Origin of the sequence: Flavobacterium flavigenum, assembly GCF_027111255.2 — a bacterium.
Lineage (GTDB): Bacteria > Bacteroidota > Bacteroidia > Flavobacteriales > Flavobacteriaceae > Flavobacterium > Flavobacterium flavigenum.
This window is the reverse complement of sequence record NZ_CP114285.2, coordinates 2595129-2610675: the sequence shown is the minus strand read 5'-3', so window position 1 is coordinate 2610675 and position 15547 is coordinate 2595129. Positions and strand designations below refer to the sequence as shown.

General features: G+C 34.2%; 12 protein-coding genes. 3 read left to right on the top strand and 9 right to left on the bottom strand.

What is annotated here, in order from left to right; genetic code table 11:
• The first annotated feature begins 30 nt into the window (after positions 1-30).
• Positions 31-2301 (top strand): cation:proton antiporter, encoded by a 2271-nt coding sequence (locus tag OZP09_RS10635; RefSeq protein ID WP_281310734.1) that lies wholly within the window; start codon positions 31-33, stop codon positions 2299-2301.
• Positions 2302-2493: 192 nt separating this feature from the next.
• On the opposite strand, the gene OZP09_RS10630 is transcribed toward OZP09_RS10635, so the two are convergent.
• From OZP09_RS10630 to pyrH, 3 genes are all read right to left on the bottom strand, one after another.
• Complete coding sequence (locus OZP09_RS10630) at positions 2494-4989, bottom strand: DUF5686 family protein (RefSeq protein ID WP_281310733.1); 2496 nt, start codon at positions 4987-4989, stop codon at positions 2494-2496.
• A gap of 118 nt (positions 4990-5107) precedes the next feature.
• Positions 5108-5671: a ribosome recycling factor gene (gene frr, locus OZP09_RS10625; protein WP_269237757.1), complete on the bottom strand. Its 564-nt coding sequence runs from the start codon at positions 5669-5671 to the stop codon at positions 5108-5110.
• 162 nt (positions 5672-5833) lie between these two features.
• Positions 5834-6541: a UMP kinase gene (gene pyrH, locus OZP09_RS10620; RefSeq protein WP_223682276.1), complete on the bottom strand. Its 708-nt coding sequence runs from the start codon at positions 6539-6541 to the stop codon at positions 5834-5836.
• 183 nt (positions 6542-6724) lie between these two features.
• Here pyrH and OZP09_RS10615 point away from each other — a divergent pair, with 183 nt between their 5' ends.
• Entirely contained in the window at positions 6725-7342 is a 618-nt protein-coding gene (locus OZP09_RS10615; protein ID WP_269237756.1) for a thioredoxin family protein, read from the top strand.
• 369 nt (positions 7343-7711) lie between these two features.
• On the opposite strand, the gene truB is transcribed toward OZP09_RS10615, so the two are convergent.
• The 6 genes from truB to OZP09_RS10585 all read right to left on the bottom strand — a co-directional run bounded on the left by truB (position 7712) and on the right by OZP09_RS10585 (position 11793).
• Complete coding sequence (gene truB, locus OZP09_RS10610; protein ID WP_269237755.1) at positions 7712-8410, bottom strand: tRNA pseudouridine(55) synthase TruB; 699 nt, start codon at positions 8408-8410, stop codon at positions 7712-7714.
• On the bottom strand, positions 8410-9207 hold the full coding sequence (locus tag OZP09_RS10605; protein ID WP_269237754.1) for an undecaprenyl-diphosphate phosphatase: 798 nt from the start codon (positions 9205-9207) through the stop codon (positions 8410-8412). The genes truB and OZP09_RS10605 overlap by 1 nt, the downstream gene beginning before the upstream one ends.
• An 84-nt stretch (positions 9208-9291) precedes the next feature.
• Complete coding sequence (locus tag OZP09_RS10600) at positions 9292-9552, bottom strand: DUF3098 domain-containing protein (protein ID WP_223682175.1); 261 nt, start codon at positions 9550-9552, stop codon at positions 9292-9294.
• 80 nt (positions 9553-9632) lie between these two features.
• Positions 9633-10508 (bottom strand): cell division protein FtsX, encoded by an 876-nt coding sequence (locus OZP09_RS10595; protein ID WP_281310732.1) that lies wholly within the window; start codon positions 10506-10508, stop codon positions 9633-9635.
• 355 nt (positions 10509-10863) lie between these two features.
• A complete protein-coding gene (locus tag OZP09_RS10590; protein WP_281310731.1) occupies positions 10864-11334 on the bottom strand; it encodes a molybdopterin-dependent oxidoreductase in 471 nt (156 codons plus the stop codon).
• 69 nt (positions 11335-11403) lie between these two features.
• The gene (locus OZP09_RS10585; protein WP_281310730.1) at positions 11404-11793 is read right to left on the bottom strand and encodes a winged helix-turn-helix domain-containing protein; all 390 of its coding nucleotides are present in this window, start codon (positions 11791-11793) and stop codon (positions 11404-11406) included.
• 388 nt (positions 11794-12181) lie between these two features.
• On the opposite strand from OZP09_RS10585, the gene OZP09_RS10580 reads away from it, so the two are divergent.
• Positions 12182-15313 carry a leucine--tRNA ligase gene (locus tag OZP09_RS10580; RefSeq protein ID WP_281310729.1) on the top strand — a complete coding sequence of 1044 codons (3132 nt, stop codon included), beginning with the start codon at positions 12182-12184 and terminating at the stop codon, positions 15311-15313.
• Positions 15314-15547 lie beyond the last annotated feature (234 nt).

Genomic DNA, 15547 nt, shown 5'->3' with positions numbered 1-15547 from the left:
ATATTTGCCTCATAATTTAAAATACGGGTTATGAATAATATTAAAAATTCTTTATTCTATGTTACAGTTATTGGTGGTTTTACCGGTCTGATATACTGGATGATTTCAAAAGGAGCCTCACTTGAAGCAGGACGCGGAATTATTCAGAAAAAAATTGAAAGCAATCACTGGAATGACTTTTTACATTCGATGATTGAAAACCTGCAGCATCCTTTGGCCATTTTGCTGGCTCAAATTGTTACTATTATTTTAGCAGCACGTTTGTTTGGCTGGATTTTCAGGAAGATCGGGCAACCATCAGTTATCGGAGAAATGATTGCGGGAATTGTTTTGGGTCCCTCATTGGTCGGGATGTATTTTCCGGAATTCTCAGCTACTTTGTTTCCCGCAGCATCTTTAGGGAATCTGCAATTTCTAAGTCAGATTGGGTTGATACTTTTTATGTTCGTGATCGGAATGGAACTGGATTTAAAAGTTCTTAAAAATAAAGCGCATGAATCTGTAGTAATCAGCCATGCCAGTATTGTGATTCCGTTCGCTTTAGGATTAACGCTGGCTTATTTTATTTATGGAACTTTTGCACCGCAAGGAGTTGCGTTTTCTTCTTTCGGATTATTCATGGGAATCGCCATGAGTATTACCGCTTTTCCGGTTTTGGCCAGAATCGTTCAGGAACGCGGGATGCAGAAAACAAAACTCGGAACCATTGCCATAACTTGTGCCGCAGCAGATGATATTACGGCATGGTGTATACTTGCAGTTGTAATTGCGATTGTAAAAGCAGGATCGTTTACAAGTGCATTATATGTCATTGGATTAGCCATTTTATATGTAATTATCATGTTGAAAATAGTTCGTCCGTTCCTGAAACGTGTGGGTGATTTAAATTCGACCCGTGAAAGTCTCAACAAACCTGTGGTTGCTATTTTTTTTATTACACTCCTGATTTCTTCCTATGCATCAGAATTAATTGGAATCCATGCCTTGTTTGGAGCATTTTTAGCAGGGGCTATTATGCCGGAGAATAATAAATTTAGGAATATTTTTATCGAAAAAGTTGAAGATGTATCTATTATCCTTTTGCTGCCTTTGTTCTTTGTGTTTACAGGTTTACGTACGCAGATTGGTTTGCTTAACGATCCGTATTTATGGAAAGTTACCGCAGTTATTATTGCTGTTGCTGTAGCCGGGAAATTTTTTGGAAGTGCACTCGCTGCAAAATTTGTGGGGCAAAACTGGAAAGACAGCTTAGCTATCGGTGCTTTAATGAACACACGCGGATTAATGGAGCTGGTTGTTTTAAATATTGGTTATGACCTTGGAGTTTTGTCGACTGAGATTTTTACGATGATGGTCATTATGGCTCTGGTAACTACTTTTATGACAGGTCCGGCACTGGATTTTATTGGTTATATTTTTAAGGATAAGCCCACAATCATTCCACAGGAAATTGGTAATAAAAGCAAATACAAAATCCTGTTCTCGTTTGCGACTCCTGAAAGAGGCAAAAAACTTTTACAGATTGCCAATAGTTTAGTGAAAAAACAGACTGATAATTCAATTGTTACGGCAATGCATTTGTCGCTGAGTACTGAAATTCACTCTTTTGATGTAAAAGACCACGAACGAAAAATGCTGTTTCCGGTTATTGAAGAATCAGAGCGTTTGAACCAGAATATGGTAAGTGTTTTTAAAGTAACAAATGATATTGATACAGATATTATAGATACTGCAAATCAGGGAGAATATGATTTGTTGCTGATAGGTTTAGGACAATCTATTTTTGAAGGGACCTTGCTTGGAAAAATCCTTGGATTTACATCAAGGATTGTAAACCCTGATCGATTAATTGACAAGTTTACCGGAAAAGAAGGTTTGTTCGAAAACTCTCCTTTTGATGAAAGAACACGTCATATTATTTCTAAAACCAAAATGCCGGTAGGGATTTTTATTGATAAGGATTTAGAAGAAGTAGACCGGATTTTTATGCCGATTTTCAGTGAAGAAGATTCTTTTTTGATTGATTATGCCAAGAAACTAATCAATAATAATGGTTCACAAATTACGGTTCTGGATGCTAGTGGTGAAGTAAAGAGTGGAAGGGATATGCAGGAAAGTATTCGCTCGATTGAACAGATTGCGCCAAACCACATTATGATTATGCATGACAGAACGATTAAAAAAGAGTTTCTGGAAACTCAAAATTTAATGATCATAAGTTTGGATAGTTGGAAAAAGTTAATCGAATCTCAAAGTATCTGGCTGAATAATACACCATCGGTTTTGATTTTGAAACCATAAGCGTTAAAAGCCTAATATTAAAATCCCAAATTCAGATGTGATAAACTGGAATTTGGGATTTATTTTTACTATCGTTTATTAATTACTAATGAAATTTCTTTTAAAGCCAATGGTTCTAGCCCTGATGGGAACGGCATCCTTTTGTGCCGGGGTTCGGCATAAAAGATATAGTGTACAGCAGGAAAAGCTTCTTTATAATCCTAAATCTAATACATAAGAAATCTTAACCGCTATATTGTCTTCGAGTTTTGGTAATTGATTTGGACCATAACGGTAAAATCCGCTTAAACCAAAACCTTTGTAGATTTTATTTAATTCAAGACCGGATTCAAAGAAACCTTTGTCCAAAGTTTTATAAGCCGGACCAATATGCTGTTCCGGTTTTTCCATATTTCCCCAGGCCATTCTCGTAACCAAAACTAAGGATGGACGAACTTTTTTCAAAATTTTTACTCTGTTAAAGCCATGTTTTATCTGGAAAAACAGATATTCGCTAGAGAAAAATTCATTAAAATACATTGTTTCAAAACTATTTCTTCCTGAAAAAGTAATACGCTGAATGACGGTTTCTTTGTTGAGGTTGTTAGGCATTGTATTGTATAAATGGGTAATAGGCACATCACCAAGAGCGTAACCTCCCTGGAATAAAAGACTGGTTTTTTGTCCATCTAAATATTTTTTTTCGTATTCTGTTTTAAAATCTATTTTAGCAAAACTGAAGTCGTTATCCAGAACATCTGGAAGGGACTGCGTAAACTGAAAAGTAAATCTTGGAAAACGTTTTTCGGTTTCGGATCTGCCTGTTGGTGTCTGCATAAAATTACTAAATGGTGCCCAGACAATAGAAGCCATTGCAGTTGTCATGACATAGTGGGAATACAATTGCCCGTTATGATTAAAAAGATAGTCAAATTTAGGTTCAACATAGGTTCTTGCTAATTCAAAGACAGCTTCTGTTTTCGGAATAATTTTCGTCTGCAGATTGGTTTTCCAGCTGATGTAATGGTAAAAAGTACTAATGTTGATCGGACGGGGATCATAAATTTTAAAAACGCGTTTATCAACAGCAAAAACAGTACTCGCAATCTCCCTGACATCATCCGTATAGGATCCGTTTAGCCAGGTATTGGTATTTTTATCCATTAAAAGACCTGAACCCAGATTGTATTTGAAGTTGCCGTCTTTCGTTCCATAAGCGCCATAACCTTCAATCCTGAAGCGTTTAGAGAAACGATCATTGGTAATTCCGCCCAGTCCTAATCGAAAACCTTCATAATTATTATAACTGATTACTTTTTTCAAATCCAGGTCGACCGGTCCAATCGGAATATAACCGTTTATGATTTTACGGCCAAGCCACAAACGCTTCTCAATTCTTTTATTGATCGAAATACTATCTAATAACTGATACGTTCTTTGACTTTTAAGATCAAGGCTTTCTTTTCTGTATTCATTCCAGAAATCTTCTGGCTTTGTACTGGCATCATCTTTAATTTCGATATAATAAGAAGGATCTTTTATTGGAGTAACAGTGTTATAATGAATGTCGGAATTGTTGCTTTCTGAGAGTACATAAGTAAAATCGGAAGCACTTTTTTTACGGGTCGTAAAAGCATCTTCTGAATCTCCGTCAAACTGAATAGTTCCGCCTAAGATATTAATGTCATCATCATTCTTTCCTTTTACAATTTTGAAAGTAGTGTTTGAAGGAAACCAGATTTTTTCCTGCGGAACATATTCAAATTCGTGTATTCCGCTAATATCTAGTACTCCTTTTATACGCATAACAGCTTTTGCAATGGCAAAATTTTCCTGATCAATGTATAAAACACCTTCTAAGCCGGCAGACTTTCTTTTTTGCTTATTCTTAAAATAAATCATAAAAGTAGTACGACCTTTAATGGCTACTGTGTCCAGTAATTTGTAATTGTAATCTTTTAGCGCATCGTCAGAAACAGGGTTATTGTATTTGGTTTCAAAAAGCTCGTATTTCGAATCATAAATGGAAATAGACTGTAAATTGAAAGCAATAATTTCGTACACCGGCTGTTTAAAACCTGCCATTTTAGTACCCAGAATAGTTTCTTTTAGTTTTTTGTTTGCAAATTGATACTGCGAAATTTTTTCAGTTTGAAACAAATGCTGTTTGGAGATAACTTCTTTAAATTTATAATCAGAAGAGTCAATATTTATTCTGTTTTTCTTTAAATCTTTATAAGAAGCAGATGAGTCAATCCTCCCATTTATAGAATCGGGATTAGCCGTAACAATGAGCTTATTGTATGTTTTGTATTCAAAACTGTTGAGTTTTTTCTGTGGATTATTGATGTTTTTGTTTGCAATTACCTTTCTTACAATAGCCAATGCCGGGTTTTCATTAGAAACAATCACTTCTTTGAGGTCGTCTGTTTTTTGTTTTAGAGAAACCGGGTAAAATTTTTTATTGTCCTGGACAGGAATGACTTTCGTTTGAAACCCAATATAAGAAACTGTAAAAGAAGAAATTTTTACATTCGTTGAAAGTATAAATTTCCCATCAACGTCTGTAATTGTATTATTGTTTTCTGAAGTGGTAATAGTAGCAAACGGAAGCGGTTTGTTGCCGGAGTCTTTTACAATTCCGTTTATTTGAAATTGTGCCTGTAGGGTAAGTGTAAAAAACAAAGTAAACAAACAGAATAGCTTCATACAGAGTATTGTGGTTTTGAAACCAAAGGAAATTTATTTTGGTATGCAAAAGTAATAAATAAAAAATCCGTCTGGTATAATTTTAACCAAACGGATTCTTAAATTTATGTAAAATACATTACACTTTCATGATTTCAGCTTCTTTAACAGCTAATAATTCATCTATTTTTTTGATGTATGTATTTGTTAAGTTTTGAACTTCTTCTTCAGCAGACTTACAGATGTCTTCAGAAGTTCCCTCTTTTTCTAATTTTTTAATATCAGTATTAGCATCTTTACGGGAATTACGGATACCAATTTTCGCATCTTCAGCCTCAGATTTTGCCTGTTTTGCCAAATCCCTGCGGCGTTCTTCCGTAAGAGGCGGAACACTGATGATAATAACATCACCATTGTTCATTGGGTTAAAACCAATATTGGCAATCAAAATTGCTTTTTCAATTGCTGATAACATGTTTTTTTCGAAAGGCTGCAAGGTAATGGTTCTTGCATCAGGAACACTAATTTTAGATACCTGGGAAAGCGGTGTTGCAGCACCATAATAATCAACAAAAACACCTCCAAGCATTGCCGGAGAAGCTTTACCTGCACGGATATTTAGAAATTCTTTTTCTAAATGTGCAATCGTGCCATTCATTGATTCCTCAGTACTTTCTAATATGAAATCTATTTCTTCAGTCATTTTTTTAGATTTTTAGATTTTCAGACTTTTTGGATTTTTAGATTTTTCTAAAAAAGCAATGATCTAATTATGCTAACTAATATAATTTTATTTTTTGAATATGTAAAGATTGTAGAATGAATATTAAAAATAATAATCTAAATTCTAACAATCTAAAATAGTTTAAATATTAACTACAGTTCCGATATTTTCGCCTTCGCAGATTTTTAAAAGATTTCCAATTTTGTTCATGTCAAAAACAACAATCGGTAATTTATTTTCCTGACTTAATGTGAAAGCTGTAGTATCCATTACATTTAATCCTTTTTTGATCACATCTTCAAAAGAAATAAAGTCAAATTTTACAGCTGAAGCATTTTTTTCAGGATCACAATCGTAAACCCCATCTACACGTGTTCCTTTTAGAATAACATCAGCATTGATTTCGATTCCTCTCAAAACTGCTGCTGTATCGGTAGTAAAATATGGGTTTCCGGTTCCGGCACCAAAAATTACGATTCTTCCTTTTTCGAGATGACGGTCTGCTCTTCTTTTGATATAAGGTTCTGCAATAGACTCCATTTTCAAAGCAGTCTGCAGGCGGGTTTTCATTCCTTTGTCTTCAAGAGCACCCTGCAAAGCCATTCCGTTAATAACAGTAGCAAGCATTCCCATGTAATCGCCTTGTACTCTGTCCATACCTGAACTTGCTCCGGCAACTCCTCTAAAAATATTTCCTCCTCCAATAACAATAGCAATTTCTACTCCTTTGTCGTGAATCTGCTTAATTTCATCGGCATATTCAGCTAATCTTTTAGGGTCAATTCCGTATTGTAAGTCTCCCATTAAGGCTTCGCCGCTTAATTTCAGAAGAATTCTTTTATATTTCATGTGTGTTGCTTTTGTTTGTGCAAATATAGACATATTCTGTTTTTTTGAAATAGAGTTTTAAAAAATTAATTGTTCTTTTCGAATTAAATTTCTGCTGCATTTCTGAATTTCTTTAAATGTGATAAAAGTCATTCGGCAATGTTTTTAAAAACTGTATTTTTATGGAATCAAAACGAAAGAAATATGAAAAGTATTGTAGCCAAAGCATTATTCAATAGTCATTCTTATACTGAATATCGAAAACTAGTTACCGATTTGTTATTTGAAGGAAAATCTACCGGCGAAGAACAATCTGAAAGCTTAACGCATTACACAAGCCTGAACGAAGCAAGAATGAATCGTTTGGAGAAAACCATAAAAATTTCTGAAGATGTGATTTCGAAGCTTCAAAATTTAGACAATCATTATATATGGCTGGTTATTTCTGAAGGATGGTGTGGTGATGCAGCTCAAATACTTCCAATATTAAACAAGATGGCTGTGTCATCGGATAAGAAAATTGATCTCAGAATTGTTTTAAGAGATGAAAATGACGAATTGATGGGTCAATATTTAACAAATGGCGGAAGGGCAATACCAAAAGTTATCGTGATTTGTAAAGAAGCCGGAATTGTGCGCACTGATTGGGGGCCAAGGCCAAAAGGAGCAGCAGAATTAATGGCAAATTATAAAAAGGATTTTGGGGTTATAGATGAAAAAATCAAAAACGATTTACAATTATGGTATTTGGCTGACAAAGGAATCTCGGTTCAGGAAGAATTAGTCGAAATTATGGAAAATATAAAATATAACAGGCTGTAATTTTCTGTCAAAAATCGTTTAAAGGTGTTATTTTAGAGGTAATTTGCTGAAAACAAGAATTTTAGTAATAAAAAATACGTTAAAAATGTTTTTTATAAGCTTAAATGTTGTAACTTAGTAATATAATCCCATTTCTACTATTTATTTTCTGATTTACTTTTTTAATTGGTGTTTTATTTAATATTTAATAATTTAAAAATACACTATTATGAAAACGTTATTCGAAAAATTCTACGATTTTTTTTCAAGACTTCTATTTGGAGGAAAAAACATCCCTCATTATTAAATTCCAAAGTATGGAATAATTTTATTTTTAATCGGGAAGCTGGAACAAGCACATTACTGTCGTCACATTTGTAATGTGCTTTTTTATTTAATGTTTTTAAGGTTTTCTTCAAAAAGGGTAATATCTATAGCATTTTTAACATCGTAATCGCCAATCTTGGTTCGGCGTAAAACTGTTAAATGTGATCCGGTATCCATTGCTTTTCCAAAGTCATAAGCTAAAGAACGTATATAAGTCCCTTTGCTGCAAACTACCCTAAAATCGACTTCAGGTAATGCAATCCGGGTAATTTCAAATTCATGAATAGTTGTCTTTCTACTGGCTATTTCTACAGTTTCTCCTGCACGTGCATGTTCATACAGGCGAACGCCATCTTTTTTAATAGCGGAGAAAATAGGTGGTTTTTGATCGATTTCGCCTAGAAATTGTTTTACTGTTTCGTGAATTAAAGCTTCGTTAATATGTGTAGTGGAGAAGGTCTGATCGATTTCGGTTTCCAGATCATAGGATGGAGTAGTGGCTCCTATGTAAAATGTTCCCGTATATTCTTTTGCCTGACCCTGAAGTTCAGAAATTCGTTTGGTAAATTTTCCGGTACAGATGATTAATAACCCTGTTGCTAAAGGATCTAATGTTCCGGCATGACCAATTTTGAACTTTTTTGGTAGTCCAACTTTATTTATTAGTAGGTATTTTAATTTATTGACTGCCTGAAACGAACTCCATTTTAAAGGTTTGTCTATCAGTAAAATTTGTCCGTCTAAATATTCTTCAGGTGTCATTATATTATGGTAAGCGGGTGAATAAAAAAGTGAATTAATAATAAAAAGATTCCGGCAATAATTCTGTAATAACCAAACACTTTAAAACCGTTTTTAGTTAAGAAACCAATGAAAGTTTTGATGGCCAAAAGCGCAACAATAAAAGCCACAACATTTCCGATAATAAGGATATTGATTTGTTCGTGCGATAATTCAAAACCATCTTTATAGTAATCGTAACATTTTTTTGCGGTTGCTCCCAACATGGTAGGAACAGCAAGGAAAAAGGAAAACTCGGCAGCAGTTGTTCGGGATAATTTTTGTGACATACCGCCCACAATACTGGCGCCGCTTCGGGATACTCCAGGAATCATGGCCAAACACTGAAATAAACCAATTTTAAGAGCTTGTAAATAGGTGATTTCCTGAGAAGTTTCTGCTGTAGTTGGATTATTGAACCATTCATCAACTTTCAATAATATCAAACCACCGATTAAAAGTGAAATGGCAACGGTAACCGGATTTTCTAATAAGCCATCAATAAAATCGCTTAATAATAATCCTAAAACTACAGCTGGTATAAAAGCAACCAAAAGTTTAAAGTAAAAATCAAGTGTCTGAAAGAAACGCTTGAAATATAATACCACAACAGAAAGTATGGCGCCAAGTTGAATAACAATCGTAAAAAGCTTTGTGAAGTCTTCGTGTGCAATTCCAAAAAAAGAAGAGGCAATAATCATGTGTCCAGTTGAAGAAACAGGTAAAAATTCTGTGATTCCTTCAATGATGGCAAGAACAATAGCTTGTAATGTATTCATTTATGAGATTTGTTAGATTATTAGAATATTAGACTTCTTAGATAAGTTTAATCTAATAATCTAAGATGTCTGAAGTCTAAGTGTCTATTTAGATTTTTTGAAGATAGAATAAATCGTGATTCCAAAACCAATCAATACAGTTGTTGGAGCCAGTCTGATACGTCTAAAGCTAAAAACTTCTTCGTTAAAAACATTCGGGTCCTTACTTCCTCCACCTGACATTAAAATAAAGCCTAATACGATAACGCCAATTCCAATCAAAAGGATTTTGTAATTGATGTTGTCAAAAAGGAATTCCTGTTTTTGAGGCTCTGATTGCGGTTCTTCTTTATAATTGTTTTTCATCTTGTCTTTGCGGGGAATGAAGCAATCTCATTCCAAATATTTAAAGTTTTTAATCAAAAATGCTAAGCTCGAATCTAAAATTAATAAAGATCGTCGGTTCTTAAGTTAAGGAAACGCTGTGTAGCAAAGTGTGTACTTACCCAGGTAATTAAAACTCCTAAAGCAAACACCGCCAGCAATACTAAACCTATCAAAGCTTTGTCTTCCATAATTCCTAATCCGGGGAAATTGTTTTCAACATAAAGTAATAGGGCAATTAACGCAACAATTGCCAATACGGCCCCTAACATTCCCAGTTTTACACTGCGCATTACAAAAGGTTTGCGGATGAATGCTTTTGTAGCCCCAACCATTTGCATGGTTTTAATGATAAATCGGTTAGAATGAATCGATAAACGCAAAGAACTGTTGATTAATAAAACCGCAATCACCGCAAGGAAACCGCTGATGATCAAAATCCACATACTTACTTTTTTGATATTATCATTTACCAGATTTACCAATTGTTTATCGTAAACAATGTCTTCAATCATAGTATTTTTACGCAGGTTGCTTTCAATTTTAACAATGCTGTCCCTTTCAACATAATCTGCTTTTAAATGAATGTCGTAAGAATTCAATAATGGGTTTTCTCCCAAAAAGGTCAGGAAATCTTCTCCAATAATATCAGTATGTTCTTTTGCCGCTTTTTCTTTGGTAACGTAAACATACGATTTTGCAAAAGGAGCTCTTTTCAATTCGGTATCAAAAGCTTTGGTAACACTGTCTGTAGCTTCATTTTTAAAGAAAACGGTCATGGCGATTTTTTCTTTAAAATCATTAGCCAGTTTTTTTGAATTGATAATGAATAATCCCAGTACTCCCAAAAGGAATAATACCAGAAATACACTCAATACAACCGAAAAATAAGAGGAAATTAACCTGCGCTTTTGAAATTTATCAAAGTTAGAACTCATAGTATGCTTAAATTATGTGGTAAAAATAATAAACAATTTCTTTATTTAAAGTTATTAACGAACTTTTATACTATAAATGTACAATTAGATATTGAAAATACGAAGCCTTAAAAATGATTTAACCGCAAAGCACGCAAATTTTATACCTGGTTTAGAAAAAAAATACAAAGTTCGCAAAGCTTTGTGTTGATAAAGCTTTGTGAGCTTTGGATAATACTTTGCGTTTAAAATTTAAAGTTATTTGATCTTATAAACCTCTATGCTTTTCAGCCAATACACATGTCTCGGGCCAGTTTTGATATCATTTTTACAAATCGCAATCATTTCGCCATTTTTAACCGGTTTTCCATTTTCTTCAAATAGAATGAACGTGTTTTCCCCCGGTTGGGTTATTGAAAATTTCTGCCCATGAAAATGTTGCTTTATAATCGTCAGAAGCTCTGGCAACGATATAAAAGTTTCGGTCTTTATGGCCGTTTTGCCTGATTTTAGCTTTTTCTAAAATATCTTTCAAAAGAACGCCTTTACAAACCTTGTCGTCTTTTTTGATCTCACCACTTTGGCAAACGACTTTCAAATCATCGATTGTAACTACCTTCATTTTTTTTAAGGAATCAACATTCAATAGCAGCGGAAATTCAACATCGCCTTTTACCTCAATCTGATGATTTACCATTTTCAAACTATCTACAGGGGAAAGAACAGGATATTTGTCATTGTCTGGCTTTGAAATTTCTATTGAAACTGTTTCCTCTTTTTTAGAAGAATTACACATTGTGCATGAAAATGCAATCAATAAAACTAGAATATAATTTTTGGTTTTCATATAAAATTTTGGAATTTAGTTTGAACTCAGATTCAATATGTTTTTAAAGGAATACTGCTGTTTAAATTTTTAAAATTTCAGGTTTTGAGTTTCTTTTTGAACGAAATCCTTAATACGTTTTTCGATTTCATAAAAAACAACAATAGCTTTTTCACCTGCTTCGGTAAGTTTAGCTCCACCGCCGCCTTTCCCACCAAGCAATTTTGTTACAAGCGGACTTTCAGCACGCTGATTCATTTCTTCAACCAATTGCCAGGCCTGACGATACGCCATTTTCATTTCTTTTGCAGCATTGGTGATTGAACCTGTTTTTCGAATATTTTCTAACAGCCAGACTTTTCCAATTCCTAAAAATGGCCCTTCTGTTTCTTCAATCCAAAGCCGGACTTCGATATTGTATTTTTTGTTTTCTGCCATCGATGTTTTATTCGTTGAGTTCATTTCAATACATAGAGTCATAGTTTTTTGAAACTGTTGAAAGACGTTTCACTTATCAAAAATACACATAGATCACTATGTGTAAGAAACGAGTTTCTATTATTATTCTTTATAAAAATAAAATTCTATGTTTCTATGTGTTGAAAAAATACAATTTTATTCAATACGTATTTTGCAATTGCAATATTAAGTATTTTTACGTAATTAAAATAAGTATTTTGTTATTTTATTTGTTTGTCCGCTAAATAGCTTTGGTACAATGCGCAATAAATGTAAATTTGCGGACTTATAATTAAGTGACAAAGAGAGGAAAACCTCAGAACCTTTGCAACTTAGAACCTTAGTACCTTAAAAAATGACTTGAGTGAGCGAAAGCATGACTCCATTAAAAAGAAAATAAAAAATAGGAATGAAATATAATCCAAACGAAATAGACGCCAAATGGCAAAAATATTGGGCAGAAAACCAGACTTTTGCTGCCAAAAATAACTCTGAAAAGCCAAAGCATTATGTTTTAGACATGTTTCCTTATCCATCCGGAGCAGGATTACACGTGGGGCATCCGCTGGGATATATTGCTTCAGACGTTTATTCTCGTTTCAAAAGACATCAGGGATTCAATGTTTTGCACCCGATGGGTTACGACAGTTTCGGATTGCCGGCAGAGCAATACGCCATTCAGACAGGACAACGTCCGGAAGACACAACTCGCGTAAATATTGATGGAGGAGTAGATAAAGAAGGAAAGCAAATTGCAGGATACAGAAAACAATTAGATAAAATCGGGTTCTCATTTGACTGGGCGCGTGAAGTGCGTACCTCAAATCCGGATTATTATAAACATACACAATGGATTTTTATTCAGTTGTTCAATTCCTGGTACAATAAAAATTCAGATAAAGCAGAAGATATTTCGACTTTAGTTTCAATTTTTGAACAAGATGGAAATAGAAGTGTAAATGCAGTTTGCGATGATAACGTTGTGACTTTTTCATCAAATGAATGGATGTTATTTTCGAAAGAGGAACAGGAAAAAATCCTTTTGCAATACAGATTAACCTATTTAGCAGAAACAGAAGTAAACTGGTGTCCAGGCTTAGGAACTGTTCTGGCAAACGACGAAATCGTAAACGGAGTTTCGGAACGTGGAGGCTATCCTGTCATAAGAAAAAAAATGACACAATGGAGTATGCGAATTTCTGCTTATGCCGAACGCTTGCTTCAAGGATTAAATGATATCGACTGGAGTGAGTCAATTAAAGAATCACAAAGAAACTGGATTGGAAAAAGTGTTGGTGCAATGGTGAGTTTTAATGTAGTGCCAACAACCAACAACCAACAACCAACAACTATAGATGTTTTCACAACAAGACCTGATACCATCTTCGGAGTAACATTCATGACTTTGGCACCTGAACACGATTTGGTTGCTAAAATTACAACTCCGGAACAAAAAGCAGCGGTTGAAGCCTATATCGAAAAAACATCAAAACGTTCGGAGCGTGAGCGTATGGCGGATGTAAAAACCATTTCTGGAGTTTTCACAGGAGCGTATGCAGAGCATCCGTTTACAAAAGAACCAATTCCGGTTTGGATTGGAGATTACGTTTTGGCAGGTTACGGAACTGGTGCTGTTATGGCGGTTCCTTGCGGAGACGAAAGAGATTACGCTTTTGCTAATTTCTTTAAAGGTCAAAACGGAATGCAGGAAATCAAAAACATTTTCGCCAATGTTGATGTTTCTGAAGCCGCTTACGGATCAAAAGACAATGTTGAAATCGCCAATTCTGATTTCCTAAACGGATTAAATTATAAAGAAGCGACTAAAAAAGCGATCGAAAAATTAGAAGAAATAGGTCAGGGAACCGGTAAAACCAATTATCGTTTGCGTGATGCAGTATTCTCACGTCAGCGTTATTGGGGAGAGCCTTTCCCGGTTTATTACGTAAACGGATTGCCTAAAATGATCGAGGCACAGCATTTGCCCATTATTTTGCCGGAAGTAGAGAAATATCTACCAACCGAAGACGGATTGCCTCCATTAGGAAATGCTGCCGTTTGGGCTTGGGACACGAACGAAAACAAAGTTGTTAATACCGATTTAGTTGATAACGTTTCGATTTTTCCTTTAGAATTAAACACAATGCCGGGCTGGGCAGGAAGTTCATGGTATTGGATGCGTTATATGGACGCACATAATGAAAATGAATTTGCCTCAAAAGAAGCTTTGGCCTATTGGGAAAGTGTAGATTTATACATTGGAGGAAGCGAGCACGCAACCGGACACTTATTGTATTCTCGTTTCTGGAATAAATTCTTAAAAGACAAAGGTTTCGCTCCAACTGAAGAACCATTCAAAAAACTGATTAATCAGGGAATGATTTTAGGGACTAGTGCGTTTGTAAATATGATAGGATTTAATTTGAAAGTGTCTAAGAAATCTGACAATGAGAAATTCCCTAATTTAAATAGTCAAATAAAGGAAGCAGATCAGGACTTTGAAAAAATAAATCAAATAATTGAAAAAGCTGAAATTATTAAAAACACATATTTTTCGGCTGATATTGTATCAGATCTGAAAAATGTAAATGATGTTAATTCAGATACATTATTTCGAGAAATTTCAGATGAATTTTTAGTTCCTATTTATAAAGAGTTAGAGGAGAATGGTATTAATAAAGAGAATATTGAAATTTCCCCATTATCTCCTTTAAAAACATATAGATTGCATGTTCCTGTTAGTTTTGTAAATGGAAATGACGAATTAGATTTTGAAGAATTAAAGAAAAATGATTTTTATTTTAGAGAGGCTAAATTTGTAACTAGAAATGAGAAGTTCTTTGTTTCGAGAGAAGTTGAAAAAATGTCAAAATCGAAATACAACGTAGTAACGCCAGATGATATTTGTGCAGAATACGGAGCAGATACATTACGTTTATACGAAATGTTCTTAGGTCCGTTAGAGCAGGCAAAACCCTGGAATACGGCTGGTATTTCGGGAGTTTTTGGTTTTCTTAAAAAATTATGGAGATTGTATTTTGATGATAACGGCTTAATCGTAAACAACGACGAACCAACAAAAGACAACTTGAAATCATTACATAAAACCATCAAAAAAGTAGCAGATGATATTGAGAATTTCTCTTTCAATACGTCGGTTTCACAGTTTATGATTTGTGTGAACGAATTGTCTTCTCAAAATTGTCATTCAAGAGCGATTTTAGAACCGTTAGCGATTTTGGTTTCGCCTTACGCGCCACATATTGCAGAGGAATTATGGTCACAGTTAGGAAATACAACTTCCATTTCAGAAGTTCCTTTCCCGGTTTTTGAAGAAAAACATTTGGTAGAATCGGAGAAAGAATATCCGGTTTCTTTCAACGGAAAAATGCGTTTCACCATCAAATTGCCTTTGGATTTGACCGCAGCACAAATCGAAGAAATCGTAATGAAAGACGAAAGAACGCAAAAACAATTAGAGGGAAGAACGCCAAATAAAGTGATTATTGTTCCTGGGAAGATCATTAATTTGGTTGGATAACCAAATTTTAAATTCCAATATAAATAAATTCCAAATTCCAATTTTACGATTGGGATTTGGGATTTTTTTTTGTGCTTTTTTTTCTGCCGCGAATTGCGCGAATTATAATGAATTTTATTTCAGAAACATACAGTTTGTTATTTCTGACAAGATTGTATATAAAACAAATCGATACAAAAAAAGCAGTTATCATTACAATAACTGCTTTCATATAAATATATTTTAAAAATCTTA